Origin of the sequence: Herbiconiux sp. VKM Ac-1786, from assembly GCF_015350805.1 — a bacterium.
Classification (GTDB): domain Bacteria; phylum Actinomycetota; class Actinomycetes; order Actinomycetales; family Microbacteriaceae; genus Herbiconiux.
The window spans coordinates 970,074-982,622 of sequence record NZ_JADKSG010000002.1 but is presented as its reverse complement, the minus strand read 5'-3'; the positions used below and the strand labels follow the sequence as shown (position 1 = coordinate 982,622).

Below are 12,549 nucleotides of genomic sequence, written 5' to 3'. Positions count from 1 at the left end.
CAGCGGCACCGCCGCCAGGCTGCCTAGCGGCCGAGCCGGGCGAGCTGCGCCGCGGCGCGCTCGAGCACCTCGGTCTTCTTGCAGAACGCGAAGCGCACGAGCGAGGCGTACTCGCCCGCCAGGTCGTCGTGGCAGAACGCGCTGATCGGCACGCCGACCACACCGGCGAGCGACGGCAGCTCACGGCAGAGCACCCGCGCGTCGGCGTAGCCGAGCGGCGCGGCGTCGGCGACGACGAAGTAGGTGCCGCGGGGCGACGAGACGTCGAAGCCCGCCTTCACGAGCCCCTGCGAGAGCAGGTCGCGCTTGGCCCTCAGGGTCGAGGCGATGCCGGTGAAGAAGGAGTCGGGCAGGCCGAGGCCCACGGCGACCGCCGGCTGGAACGGCGCGCCGTTCACGAAGGTCAGGAACTGCTTCACCGCGAGGATCGCCGTGACGATCTCGCGCGGGGCGACGATCCAGCCGATCTTCCAGCCGGTGACGCTGAAGGTCTTGCCGGCCGAGGAGATGGTGACGGTGCGCTCGCGGGCGCCCGGCAGCGACGCCACGGGGATGTGCGGAGCGTCGAAGACGAGGTGCTCGTAGACCTCGTCGGTGACGATGATCGCGTCGTGCTCGTGGGCCAGCTCGACGATCAGCTCGAGCGTCTCGCGGGGCAGCACGGTGCCGGTGGGGTTGTGCGGGTTGTTGACGAGGATGACCTTCGTGCGGTCGGTGACCGCCGCCCGCAGCTCGTCGTGGTCGGGCAGGAAGTCGTGGCCGCGCAGCGGCACCGTGACGTGCCGGCCGCGGGCCAGGGCGATCAGGCCGCCGTAGGCGTCGTAGAAGGGCTCGAGCGTGACGACCTCGTCGCCGTCGTCGACGAGCGCAAGGATGGTCGCGGCCAGCGCCTCGGTCGCCCCCGCGGTGACGAGCACCTCGGCCGGGTCGACGGTCATCGCGTAGAAGCGCTCCTGGTGGGCGGCGACGGCCTCGCGCAGCACCGGCAGTCCGGGGCCCGGCGGGTACTGGTTCACGCCGTCGGCGATGGCGCGGCGGGCGGCCTCGAGCACCTCGGCCGGTCCGTCCTGGTCGGGGAAGCCCTGGCCGAGGTTGATCGCGCCGGTCGAGGCGGCGAGGGCGCTCATCTCGGCGAAGATGGTCGAGGCGATCCGGCCGTCGGGGGCCAGGAGTCCGGCGCCTCGGGCGGTGCGCTGCCAGGATCCGGTGAGGGTCATCCTTAGAACCTACCGCCACGGGGGTGCCGTTCCGGGCTGCGAGGGGGATGCTCGATCATCGGCCGGACGGCCTTCCTAGGGTCGTCATAAGCACACGGCAGTCTGCGCACAGCCTGGTCATAGAGAACGCCCAGTTTGGGTGAGGATGCTAGCGAGTGCTTGGAAGGAGCACCACATGTCAGAGAGCACCGAGAACCCCGAGGGCATTCCGGCCGACGACCAGCAGCCGAAGCACGACGCTCCGGCCTCGGAGACGGCGCCCACCCACCACGACGACACGACCGCCGTCGTCCCTCCCATCGTCCCGGCCCAGCCCGCCGCCCCGGCCCAGCCCACGACTCAGGCACAGTCGCCGACCCCCACGCAGGCCACCACCCCGCTGCCGCCGTACCAGGCCCCGCAGCAGCCCGCCGCGTTCACGCCGCCCGCCGCCCCGGCCTACCCCGCCCCGCAGGGCCAGCCCGTGCAGCCCGCCCACTACGGCAACGGCTCCTTCGGCACCCCGCCGAACGGCACGCAGCCCTACGCGACGGCGCCGCACGACCCGAACTTCAACTCCGCGATGTACGCGGCCTCCGGCGCCTACGCCGACCAGAACAAGGCTCCCAAGGCGCCGAAGAAGCGCCGCGGCGGCCCCGTGCTGATCGCGGCCCTCGCCATCGGCGCCCTGATCGGCGGCGCCTCGGGTGCCGGCGTCACCGCCCTCGTGGTGAGCCAGAACGGCGGCAACTCGTCGAACTCGGCCTCGAGCCCCACCAGCATCACGGTCAACAACCCCGATGACGCCAACCTCGTCACCGCGGTCGCCGCGAAGGCCTCGCCCTCGGTCGTCACCATCTCGGCCTCGGGCGACTCGGCCGCCGGCACCGGCTCGGGCGTCGTGCTCACCGCCGACGGCTACGTCGTGACCAACACCCACGTCGTCACCCTCGACGGTGCCACCGGCAGCGCCGAGATCAAGGCGCAGGCCAACGACGGCACGATCTACAACGCCACCGTCGTCGGCACCGACCCGGTCGCCGACCTCGCCGTGATCAAGCTGACCGACGCGAAGAATCTCACCCCGATCGAGTTCGCCGACTCCTCCAAGCTCGAGGTCGGCGACCAGACCGTGGCCATCGGCTCCCCGCTCGGCCTGAACGGCACCGTCACCAACGGCATCGTCAGCGCGCTGAACCGCAGCATCACGGTCGCCTCCTCCGCCGCTCCCGAGGACACCGAGACGAAGCCGAGCCCCGACCAGGGCGAGCAGGGCCCGTACGACTTCTGGAACTTCGACCTCCCGGGCCAGGACCCGCAGCAGGAGCAGCAGGCGCCCACCCAGCAGCAGTCCATCTCGCTCTCGGTCATCCAGACCGACGCGGCCATCAACCCGGGCAACTCCGGCGGTGCGCTGTTGAACGACAAGGGCGAGCTGATCGGCATCAACGTCGCGATCGCGAGCGCCGGCTCCGGCAGCGAGAGCGGCGGCCAGTCGGGAAACATCGGTGTGGGCTTCTCCATCCCGGCGAACCTCGTCAAGCGCGTCACCGGCGAGATCATCGACAACGGCAAGGCCACCCACGGCCTGCTCGGCGCCTCGGTGGCCGACGCGGCGTCGCAGCCGAACAGCACCCAGGGCGGCGCCTACATCGACTCCGTCACCTCCGGTGGCGCGGCCGAGGCGGCGGGCCTGAAGGCGGGCGACATCGTCACCGCCCTGAACGGCCAGCCCGTCACCGACTCCATCGACCTCACGGCGCTGGTGCGCACGCAGCCCGCGGGCGGCAGTGCCGAGCTGACCTTCGTGCGCGACGGCAAGTCGCAGACGGTCGACGTCACCCTCGGCGAGCTCGCCGGCTAGGGCATCCGCCCCTCCTCCCAGCTGCCGAACACCCGGCTGATAGGCTCGTCGTCGCTGTGAAGCGGCGGCGGGCCTTCCGTCGTCGTGGGCGGCGCGACCTGCACCACGATCGACGAGCGGATGCGATGACCGACCCCTCAGGCCCCGCGGCGCCCGAGCATGCCGACCCCGGCCTGCCGGGCGTCTCCTACGTGATGCCCGTGCTGAACGAGGTCACCCACGTCGAGGCCGCGATCGCGAGCCTGCTCGACCAGGACTACGCCGGCCCCTTCGACGTCATCGTCGCCCTCGGCCCCTCGATCGACGGCACCACCGAGCTGGTGGAGCGGCTGTCGGCGGTCGACCCGCGCATCCGGGTGATCGAGAACCCCACGGGGTCGACCCCCAGCGGGCTGAACGTCGCCATCGGCGCCTCGCGCTACCCCGTGGTCGTGCGGGTCGACGCCCACTCGCTGCTGCCGCGCGACTACACCCGGGTCGCGGTCGAGGCGCTGCTGCGCACCGACGCGGCGAACGTCGGCGGCATCATGAAGGCCGAGGGCACGACAGCGTTCGAACGGGCCGTCGCCCACGCCTACGGCTCCAAGGCCGGGCTCGGCGGCGGGGCGCACCACGTCGGCGGCGTCGAAGGGCCGGCCGAGACGGTCTACCTCGGGGTGTTCCAGCGCGAGTGGCTGGCGAAGGTCGGCCTGTTCAACGAGGACATCCGACGCGGCCAGGACTGGGAGCTCAACCGGCGCCTCCGCGAGGGGGGCGGCACGGTCTGGTTCACGCCCCGGCTCGTGGTGATCTACCGGCCCCGGCCCTCGCTCGAGCGTCTCGCGCGGCAGTTCTTCTCGACCGGGCTCTGGCGGGGCGAGCTCGCCCGCCGCTTCTTCACGGCCAACGCGCTGAAGTACTTCGTGCCTCCGGTGATGGTCACCGCCGCGCTGCTCGGCCTGCTGCTCGGCATCGCGGGGCTCGTCACGCTCGCGGTCGCGGGAGGCGAGCCGGCGAGCGATGCCGGCACCGACACGGCCCGCACCGTCGGCGCCGTGCTGACGGCAGGCTTCGTCGTGCCGCTGGTCTACCTCGTCTTCGTCGCGGTCGCGGCCCTCGGCGCCGCGCGCAGCCAGGGCGCACGCGCGGGAGCCTGGTTTCTCGTAGTCTTGCCCTGCATCCATTTCAGCTGGGGCCTCGGTTTCATCCTCGGATTCCTGAAGCTCACGAAGAACATCACCGCGCACACGGGAAGGTGACCGTGCCCCACGCCCCCTCCGCCCGGCCGACCTCGATCGCCGAGCTCAAGGCCGTCGCGCAGCCCCCCGAGGTGCGCGGCCGCCGCAACGCCGAGCACTGGACGGCGTCGCTGTACCTGCGCCGCCTCTCGCCCTACGTCACGTGGATGCTGCTGAAGACCTCCATCTCGGCCAACGGCGTCACCGGCCTGATGATCCTCACCGGCTGGGCCACGGCGGCCGCGCTGCTCGTGCCGGGCATCGGCGGAGCAGCCCTCGCCCTGGTGCTGGGGCAGCTGCAGATGCTCGTCGACTGCTGCGACGGCGAGGTCGCGCGCTGGCGCCGCACGTCCTCGCCCGCGGGCGTTTTCCTCGACAAGGTCGGGCACTACACGACCGAGTCGCTCATCCCGATCGCTCTCGGCATCCGGGCCGCCGGCTACCCGTTCGAGGCTCCCGAGGACTTCCTCTGGACGACCCTCGGCCTCCTGCTGGCCCTCGTCATCGTGCTGAACAAGGCGCTGAACGACATGGTGCACGTCGCCCGCGCGAACGCCGGGCTCGACAAGCTGGCCGACAAGAAGGGCGAGTCCGAGCCCTCCCAGGCCCTCGTCGCCCGCCTGCGCCGCGCCGCCCGCTTCGTGCCGTTCCACCGCCTCTACCACTCGGTCGAGCTGACGATGCTGATCTTCGCGTTCGCCGTCGTGGGGCTGTTCATCGGCGGGGTGCTCGCCGATCGCATCCTGCTCGTCGCCCTGGTGCCGCTGTCGCTGCTCGCGCTGGTGGGGCACTTCGTGGCGATCATGGCCTCCAAGCGGGTGCGCTCCTGAGCACCGGGCTCCCCACCGTGGGCGTCGTGCTGCTCACCCAGGGCACGCGTCCGGCCGACCTCCTCCGCGGCGCCGAGTCGCTGCTCGCCCAGCAGGGCGTCGACCTCGACATCGTCTGCGTCGGCAACGGCTGGGTGCCCACGGGGCTTCCGGATGCGCTGCGAACCCTCGCCCTGCCCGAGAACGTCGGCATCCCGGCCGGCCGCAACGCCGGGGCGGCCGTCGTCACGGGCGAGTACATCTTCTTCCTCGACGACGACGCCTCGCTGCCCTCGGCCACGTTCCTCGCGGACGCGATCGCGCTCCTGCGCGCCGACCCGTCGATCGGGCTGCTGCAGCCCCGGGTGGTCGACCCCGAGGGGCGCGAGAACCCGCGGCGGTGGGTGCCGCGCATCCGCAAGGGATCGCCCGAGGAGTCGGGCCCCGTGTTCTCGGTCTGGGAGGGTGCGACACTGCTGCCGCGGGCCGTCTTCGACCGCACGGGCGGCTGGGCGGCGCCGTTCATCTACGCCCACGAGGGCATCGAGCTCGCCTGGCGGGTCTGGGACCAGGGGCTCCGCACCTGGTACGAGGGCGGGCTGGTCGCGAACCACCCGGCCATCGAGCCGACGCGGCATTCGTACTACTACCGGCTGAACGCGCGGAACCGGGTGTGGCTCGCGAAGCGCAACCTGCCGGCCGTGCTGGTGCCGCTGTACGTGGGCAGCTGGACGGGCATCCAGGTGCTGCGCTGGGCGCGGCGTCCGGCGGCGCTGAAGGCCTGGTTCGGCGGCTGGTCGGAGGGCTGGCGGAGCGACGCGGGGGAGCGGCGGCCGATGTCGTGGCGCACCGTGCTGCGGATGGCGCGGGCCGGTCGGCCGCCGATCGTCTGAGTGCCTCTCGGGCGGTGCGTGCATCCGCTCGCTCGACACGTGATGAAGGTCACGATTGCCTAAAGAACACCCCGGAAGGCCCCGATTCGGGGGGTGGCCCCGGAGGCCGTCGTTAGCCTTGACGGGTGGGACTGCTGAACGATGCGAAGCTCGGATGGAACGTCGTCCGCGACCTCGTGAAAGCACGCTCGGTGCGCCGCCGGCTCGCCGGACAGCTCGCGTCGCGGGCCCCGCTGCCCACCCGGCGGTTCGAGATCGGCGTCTACTTCGCCGACGGCCCGGTGAACCTCTACCAGCTGCGGCAGTGGTACGAGCCGCTGGCCGAGCTCGCCAAGACCCACCCCGTCGTGATCCTCAGCCGCAACCCGGCGGGCACGAGTGCGCTGCTCGAGGAGTCGCCGGTGCCGGTCGCCTACGTGCGCACGGTGCGCGACCTCGAGGACTTCCTCGGCGAGCACGAGCTCAAGATCGTGCTGTACGTCAACCAGAACGCTCGCAACTTCCAGATGATGCGCTACGGCCGCCGCTGGCACGTGTTCATCAATCACGGTGAGAGCGACAAGATGTACATGACCACCAACCAGTTCAAGGCCTACGACTACAGCCTCGTGGCCGGCGACGCTGCCATCGCGCGACTGCAGCGGGTGCTCTGGGACTTCGACTTCGACAAGCGGGCCCTCCCGATCGGGCGGCCCCAGGCCGACCACTACTCGGGTCGCACGCCGTTCACACCCGACGAGCGCACTGTCGTGCTCTACGCGCCGACCTGGGAGGGCGACCGCGCGGCGGCGGCCTACGGCTCGATCGCCTCGCACGGCGTGGCCCTCGTGCGCGACGTGCTCGCCTCGCCCGCGCACCGGCTGATCTACCGGCCGCACCCTCGGAGCGGCGTGCTCGACCCGCCCTACGCGGCCGCGAACCGTGAGATCGTGCAGCTGATCGCCGCGGCGAACCGGGCCGACCCGTCGGCGCAGCACGTGCACGACACGGGTGCCGAGCTCGGTTGGCAGCTGGCGGCGGCCGACATCGCGATCGTCGACGTCTCGGCGATGGTCTACGACCGGCTCGCCACCGGCAAGCCGCTGCTGATCACACGGCCGGTCTCGCCCGAGGCCCAGATCGACATGGGCGGCTACCTCTCGGACTGCGAGTGGCTGACGGTCGAGCAGGCGCCGCAGGTGCGGGCGCGGCTCGACGAGCTCTCGCACGACTCGGCCGCCGGCGTGCGGCTCGGGCGGTGGGTGCGGCACTACTTCGGCGACACGACGCCGGGTGCGGCGACGGCGCGGTTCCACGGGGCGATCGAGCAGCTGCTCGCGGAGTGGGAGCGCAATGCGGCGCTGCACGCGCGCGACGAGCCGGTCGCGCTGGGTGACACCGAGGCCGAGGCCGAGGAGCGGGACTGAGCGGGTTGGCGCTAGCGCGCGCCGGTGCGGGCGACGAAGTACTTCGCCACGATGACCGCGACCCCCGCGATCAAGAGGAAGACGGCCGCGGTGACGAGCATCGGCGTGAAGTCGTAGCCGGTCTCGGCGAGCACGGGCCGGGCCTCGTGGTCATCGCCGGCGAACGCGGCGGCCGAACCGAAGCCGAGGAGGGCCAGCGTGGCGAGCACGGCGGCCGCGACACGGTACTTCATGACGACCCCCTAGCTGACGAACCACTCGACTGACGAACCACTGACTGCGCTTATATACCCTCGATTGCAGTCAAGGCTACCACTGCCAGGTGGGGCACAGGAGTCTAGATGCGGATGTCGGGCACGCCGGTTTCGTTCTCCGGCCCGGCTCCCCGCGGCCCGGGGGCCTCGATGGCGGCCTGCCGGCGGCGGGGGAGGATGCGCTTCACGCCCTTCCTCGGCGCGGTCTCCTCGACCGGCTTCGCGGCTTTCGGCGCCTTGATCGTGATGGCGAGGGCCTCGGGGAAGGTGATCGGCGGAGCCCCGAACGCCGATCGCGCCGACTGGATGACCGTGCGGCCGAGCATCAGGTTGCCGACCCCGCCGATCGCGGCGCCGACCCCGAACGGGATGGCGCGGCCGACGGCGTTCGTGCCCTGCCCGATGGCGAAGCGCCGCAGGAACACCTTCTTCACCTGATCGGCCACCGGCCCCACCACGAACTGCGGCAGGCTCGAGGTGACGACCTGACCCCAGTAGGCGTTGCGGCCGAGCCCACCCGTCGCCTGCCCCGCGATCTGCTTGAGCAGGTCGCTCCCGGCCTTGCCCATGATCAGGGTCATCACGAGCGCCCGCGCACGATCGGGGTCGTCGACGGCGATGCCGTGCACCTCGGTGACCGACTGGGCGAACAGGGCCGTGGTCTCGAGGAAGCCCGCGGTCTCGACCGCCGACAGGCCGAGCGAGACCCCGGTGCCCACGAAGGGGAACATCGCGCTCGCCCCGACGGCCGCCCCGCCGCTCGTCACCGCGGCCACGTAGCGGCGCTCGAGGATCGCGAGCAGCTGCTCGGGCGTGGCGTTCGGGTGCAGGCGGCGGATGCTGCGCAGGTGCGCGAGCACGGCCGGACGGTGAACGCTCAGCAGGAGGTCGATGTTGCGCTCGAGACGTGTGGGCATGCTCCTACTCTGGTGCGTTCTGCTGAGATGTGCGCGAGAATGCCCCTCATGCGCCGATTCCGGGCCGAGAAGGCCGTGCAGCAGTACTCCGTCGTCGACGCGCTCGTCGCCGGCCTGTTCGACGGGGAGTTCACCGTCGCCGAGGTGGCCAGGGGAGGCGACTTCGGTCTCGGCTGCGGCGACCACATGGACGGCGAGCTGGTGGTGCTCGACGGCGTCTTCCGTCTCTTCCACGGCGACGGCACGGTCACGGTGCTGCCGCCCACCGAGACGCTCGCGTTCGCCGAGGTGGTGCCGTTCCAGGCCGACTCGTCGGAGCCGTTGGAGGAGGTCGCCGACCTGTCTGCGCTGATCGAGGAGGTGCGCGCCCGCACCGTCAGCGAGAACGTCTTCCACGCCGTGCGCTTCGAGGGCCGCTTCGGTTCTCTCGCGCTCCGTGAGGCCCGGCGGCAGACGAAGCCGTACCTCCCGCTGGCCGAGGCCGTGCACGACCAGCGTGAGGTCACGGTGACGGATGCGGTGGGCACGCTCGTGGGGTTCGTCGCCCCGTCCTTCTTCCAGGGCGTGAGCGTCGCGGGCACGCACCTGCACTTCGTCGACGCCTCGGGCGGCGTCGGCGGCCACGTGCTGGGGCTGGAGGGCGCCACGGGCGAGCTCGGGATCGAGACGTACTTCGGCGTGAGCATCCGTCTGCCGCACTCGGCGGCGTACCTCGGTGCCGACCTCGAGCTCGGTGCCGAGGTGGATGCGGCGATCCGCCACGCCGAGAGCGACCACCAGCGGTGACCGCGGCCGAGCCCTTCACCGCGTACGACGTCGAGATCGTGCACCTGCTGGCGTCGCCCCTGCACCGGTACGAGGGACGGCCCGCCGACGGGCCGCTGCCGCCGCCGGGCGGGGTCGACGAGAGCCGGGAGGCGATCGAGGTGCGGGCCGGGCTCGGCATCGTGGGGGACCGGTTCTTCGACCGGAGCCCCGCGCATCGCACGGCGGCCGTGACCGTGATGGCGGTCGAGTCGCTCGAGTGGGTGCAGCAGGCGCTCGGGGTCGCGTCGGCGTTCCCGCTGGCGGCACCTCGGCGCAACATCCTCCTGCGCGGGGTCGACGTCGACGCGCTCCGCGGCCAGGAGTTCGGGCTCGACTCGGGGGAGGGGGAGGTGCTCTTCCAGGGGCACCGTCCGGCGAGCCCGTGCGGGTGGATGAACGTGGTGCTGGCCGAGGGGGCGCACAAGGCGCTGCGCGGCCGGGGTGGGGTGCGGGTCGAGCCGCTGTCGAGCGGGACGCTGAGGGTGGGGCCGGCGGTGCTGCGCACCCGCGCATCCGTCGCCTGGCAGCCGACGCTCGTCTAGCGCGGATCGTCTGCGGCGCGTTCTGCCTGACCCGTGCGCGTTCTGCCGGGTGGTGCCAGCGTGGAGGGCACCAACGTGCAGGACGTCATGCAGAACAGGAGAACCCCATGGTGCGCTTCGGCTACACCCTGATGACCGAGCAGAGCGGTCCGAAAGATCTCGTGCGCTACGCCGTCGCGGCCGAGGAGGTCGGCTTCGACTTCGAGGTGTCGAGCGACCACTACTCGCCGTGGCTGACCGAGCAGGGGCACGCGCCCTACGCCTGGACCGTGCTGGGCGCCGTCGCCCAGGCGACCTCGCGCGTCGAGCTCGCCACCTACGTCACCTGCCCCACCGTGCGCTACCACCCGGCGGTCGTGGCGCAGAAGGCGGCGACGCTGCAGCTGCTGTCGGACGGGCGTTTCATCCTCGGGCTGGGCTCGGGGGAGAACCTGAACGAGCACGTCGTCGGTGAGGGTTGGCCGGCGGTGTCGGCGCGGCAGGACATGCTCGAGGAGGCCATCCACATCATCCGCGAGCTGCACACCGGTGAGCTGACGACGTGGGAGGGCGAGTACTTCCGGGTCGACTCGGCGCGCATCTGGGACCTGCCGGACGAGGGCGTGCCGCTCGCGCTCGCCGTCTCGGGTGAGAAGTCGGTGGCGCGGTTCGCTCCGCTGGGCGACCACCTCGTGGCGGTCGAGCCCGACGCCGAGCTCGTGAAGGGCTGGACCGAGACCGCCGGCAAGCCGTCCCGGTCGATCGGGCAGATCCCGATCTGCTGGGGCACCGACAAGGAGGCGGCGATCGAGAAGGCGCACGCTCAGTTCCGCTGGTTCGGTGGGGGCTGGGCCGTGAACGCCGACCTGCCGACGCCCGCGGGCTTCGCGGCGGCGAGCCAGTTCGTGCGACCGGACGACGTGGCCGGTTCGATCGCGTGCGGGCCCGACCTCGATGAGATCGCGGAGAGCTTCCGCCCGTACATCGAAGCCGGGTTCACCGACGTCGCGCTGGTGCAGGTGGGTGACGAGGGGCAGGACGAGTTCCTGGCGACGGCCGCCGGTCCTCTCCTGGAGAAGCTGCGCGCTCTGTGAGTTCCTCCTGACCCAGCCATGTCCATCTCGGGCAAGCGCGAAGCGCGCGGCAGCCGGGTGTGCTGCCGCGCGCTTCGCGCTTGCCTCCGGATGCGGTGGCTGGATTAGGCGGCGGGTCGGTGGATGGTGCGTCGGCGGGTGGTCGGGATCGGCTTCTGTTCCGTGTCTACCCAACGCGGTGGGATGAGATGGGGCACCCCGCCTTGCATGGTCAGCTTCCATGGTGATTTGTGCAGGTGGGAATGGTGGAAGTGGCAGAGAAGAACGCCATTGTCGATATCAGTGCGTCCGGGCGGATGATCGTCCGAAACCCACTCGTTCGCGTGATGTGTCTCGCAGAACGACGGTGGTCGGTCGCAACTCGGCCACACGCACCCGCCATCGCGGGCGGCTAGTGCCCGGTTCTGCGCCGCGGTGAAGAGCCGCTTGGCCTTGCCGTGGTACAGCACCTCGCCCTTGTCGCCGAACAGCGTGGCGGCGACGGGGGATGAGCACCGTAGCTGCTCGACGGTTGAGGCGGGGATGGGCTGGTCGAGGCCGTCGATCCATCCGACGCCGCGACCCTTCTCGAGATCGTCGAGGGTCATGTGGACGTTCACAGTGGCGATCGCCCCGTTGATGCGGGGCATTTCTTCGGCGCCGGCGGCGCGGGCGATCAGCTCGGTGACGGTGTCGGCGTTCTTCTGCGCTGCGGTACGGCCATCAGCGGTCGTGTACTCGTCTCCCTCAACGAACCGCGGCCCGGCCACGCGCGGGCTCTGCATCGCCCGGATGCTCGACAGCCACACCCCGCCCTGCTCGGGCGGGAGCGCGAACTTCCCCCGATACATCCCATCCGGTGCCAGCGCGATGGTCAGCGACCGCTGCATCTGCAGCACCTCATCACGGGGTTCGGCGCCGTCGGGGTCGAGCACTTCGCGCAGGTGAATGGCTGCCCGGAAGGTCTCATCCGCGGTGAGTCGGCACAAGATAGTTTGGTCGACGAGGGTCTCCTCAGCGAGGGCCACGACGTCGGGTGAGCATCCGCGGTCGGCGAGCGCGATGCACTGCTTCACGATGCCCGATGCGGCCTCGGTGCCGAGCGTGCCCTCCTCGAGCCGTTGTGCGATGAGCGGGAACGGCGCGGGCCCCTCCCCGCCACCCAGCAGCACCGCGCCCCGCAGTCTGCGGCCGAGTTCGAGCCGCGCCTTGCACGCCCGCGCCGACGCGCCCGTCACTCTCGCGACGAGCGCGACCGGGCTGGTGAAGTTCTGCGACCGGCTCAACCCTCCGTCGCCGAGCTCGGGGCGCGACCGTACCCCTACCTCACCGGCGGTGTGCACCTGCCCGGCCGAGGCCAGCCGCCCGATCGCCTCGAAGTCGGCCAGCAACTCCAGAACCGCCTCGTCGGAAAGCCCCGCCGTCGTGGCACGAGCGGCCCCCAGCGCGACCCGGAGATCGCTGGCGATCTTCTTGAGGCCGACGTCTGCTTGCATACTGAAATTCTATCAGAAAACCCTGATGAAAGCTCGTTAAAGGAGAAGGAGACACCCTCCCTGCGGCGGCCGAAGGGCGCATATCGACGCGTCGCA

At 71.4% G+C, this 12,549-nt stretch carries 12 protein-coding genes; 8 read left to right on the top strand and 4 right to left on the bottom strand.

Annotation, left to right across the window (positions count from 1 at the left end; genetic code table 11):
* Positions 1 to 23: 23 nt before the first annotated feature.
* Positions 24 to 1,217, bottom strand: coding sequence for an aminotransferase class I/II-fold pyridoxal phosphate-dependent enzyme (locus ITJ64_RS15635; protein WP_194681640.1), 1,194 nt, complete (start codon positions 1,215 to 1,217; stop codon positions 24 to 26).
* Between the two features lie 175 nt (positions 1,218 to 1,392).
* Between ITJ64_RS15635 and ITJ64_RS15630 the strand changes: the two genes are divergently transcribed.
* The 5 genes from ITJ64_RS15630 (at position 1,393) to ITJ64_RS15610 (ending at position 7,385) form a co-directional block, all read left to right on the top strand.
* Positions 1,393 to 3,060 carry a S1C family serine protease gene (locus ITJ64_RS15630; protein WP_194681639.1) on the top strand — a complete coding sequence of 556 codons (1,668 nt, stop codon included), beginning with the start codon at positions 1,393 to 1,395 and terminating at the stop codon, positions 3,058 to 3,060.
* Positions 3,061 to 3,185: 125 nt separating this feature from the next.
* Positions 3,186 to 4,298 (top strand): glycosyltransferase family 2 protein, encoded by a 1,113-nt coding sequence (locus ITJ64_RS15625; protein WP_194681638.1) that lies wholly within the window; start codon positions 3,186 to 3,188, stop codon positions 4,296 to 4,298.
* 2 nt (positions 4,299 to 4,300) lie between these two features.
* Complete coding sequence (locus tag ITJ64_RS15620; protein ID WP_194681637.1) at positions 4,301 to 5,107, top strand: CDP-alcohol phosphatidyltransferase family protein; 807 nt, start codon at positions 4,301 to 4,303, stop codon at positions 5,105 to 5,107.
* Positions 5,104 to 5,979 carry a glycosyltransferase family 2 protein gene (locus ITJ64_RS15615; protein WP_194682187.1) on the top strand — a complete coding sequence of 292 codons (876 nt, stop codon included), beginning with the start codon at positions 5,104 to 5,106 and terminating at the stop codon, positions 5,977 to 5,979. Before ITJ64_RS15620 ends, ITJ64_RS15615 begins: the two co-directional genes overlap by 4 nt.
* 125 nt (positions 5,980 to 6,104) lie before the next feature.
* Positions 6,105 to 7,385 carry a CDP-glycerol glycerophosphotransferase family protein gene (locus ITJ64_RS15610; protein ID WP_194681636.1) on the top strand — a complete coding sequence of 427 codons (1,281 nt, stop codon included), beginning with the start codon at positions 6,105 to 6,107 and terminating at the stop codon, positions 7,383 to 7,385.
* A gap of 11 nt (positions 7,386 to 7,396) precedes the next feature.
* Here the strand turns inward: ITJ64_RS15610 and ITJ64_RS15605 are convergent, their stop codons facing one another.
* A complete protein-coding gene (locus ITJ64_RS15605; RefSeq protein WP_194681635.1) occupies positions 7,397 to 7,618 on the bottom strand; it encodes a hypothetical protein in 222 nt (73 codons plus the stop codon).
* A gap of 104 nt (positions 7,619 to 7,722) precedes the next feature.
* Positions 7,723 to 8,556: a hypothetical protein gene (locus ITJ64_RS15600; protein WP_194681634.1), complete on the bottom strand. Its 834-nt coding sequence runs from the start codon at positions 8,554 to 8,556 to the stop codon at positions 7,723 to 7,725.
* A 48-nt stretch (positions 8,557 to 8,604) separates the two neighbouring features.
* Between ITJ64_RS15600 and budA the strand changes: the two genes are divergently transcribed.
* The 3 genes from budA (at position 8,605) to ITJ64_RS15585 (ending at position 10,978) form a co-directional block, all read left to right on the top strand.
* A complete protein-coding gene (gene budA, locus ITJ64_RS15595; RefSeq protein ID WP_194681633.1) occupies positions 8,605 to 9,342 on the top strand; it encodes an acetolactate decarboxylase in 738 nt (245 codons plus the stop codon).
* Positions 9,339 to 9,905 carry an MOSC domain-containing protein gene (locus tag ITJ64_RS15590; RefSeq protein ID WP_194681632.1) on the top strand — a complete coding sequence of 189 codons (567 nt, stop codon included), beginning with the start codon at positions 9,339 to 9,341 and terminating at the stop codon, positions 9,903 to 9,905. Before budA ends, ITJ64_RS15590 begins: the two co-directional genes overlap by 4 nt.
* A 107-nt stretch (positions 9,906 to 10,012) precedes the next feature.
* Entirely contained in the window at positions 10,013 to 10,978 is a 966-nt protein-coding gene (locus ITJ64_RS15585; RefSeq protein ID WP_194681631.1) for an LLM class F420-dependent oxidoreductase, read from the top strand.
* Positions 10,979 to 11,082: 104 nt separating this feature from the next.
* On the opposite strand, the gene ITJ64_RS15580 is transcribed toward ITJ64_RS15585, so the two are convergent.
* Positions 11,083 to 12,453: an HNH endonuclease signature motif containing protein gene (locus ITJ64_RS15580; protein WP_194681630.1), complete on the bottom strand. Its 1,371-nt coding sequence runs from the start codon at positions 12,451 to 12,453 to the stop codon at positions 11,083 to 11,085.
* Between the last annotated feature and the right edge of the window lie 96 nt (positions 12,454 to 12,549).

Excerpts from the sequence above, each read along its gene's own strand:
- ITJ64_RS15625 (WP_194681638.1), top strand. The coding sequence starts at position 3,186 with ATGACCGACCCCTCAGGCCCCGCGGCGCCCGAGCATGCCGACCCCGGC.
- ITJ64_RS15580 (WP_194681630.1), bottom strand. The coding sequence starts at position 12,453 with ATGCAAGCAGACGTCGGCCTCAAGAAGATCGCCAGCGATCTCCGGGTC.
- ITJ64_RS15585 (WP_194681631.1), top strand. The coding sequence starts at position 10,013 with ATGGTGCGCTTCGGCTACACCCTGATGACCGAGCAGAGCGGTCCGAAA.
- ITJ64_RS15630 (WP_194681639.1), top strand. The coding sequence starts at position 1,393 with ATGTCAGAGAGCACCGAGAACCCCGAGGGCATTCCGGCCGACGACCAG.
- ITJ64_RS15635 (WP_194681640.1), bottom strand. The coding sequence starts at position 1,217 with ATGACCCTCACCGGATCCTGGCAGCGCACCGCCCGAGGCGCCGGACTC.
- budA (WP_194681633.1), top strand. The coding sequence starts at position 8,605 with ATGCGCCGATTCCGGGCCGAGAAGGCCGTGCAGCAGTACTCCGTCGTC.
- ITJ64_RS15605 (WP_194681635.1), bottom strand. The coding sequence starts at position 7,618 with ATGAAGTACCGTGTCGCGGCCGCCGTGCTCGCCACGCTGGCCCTCCTC.
- ITJ64_RS15600 (WP_194681634.1), bottom strand. The coding sequence starts at position 8,556 with ATGCCCACACGTCTCGAGCGCAACATCGACCTCCTGCTGAGCGTTCAC.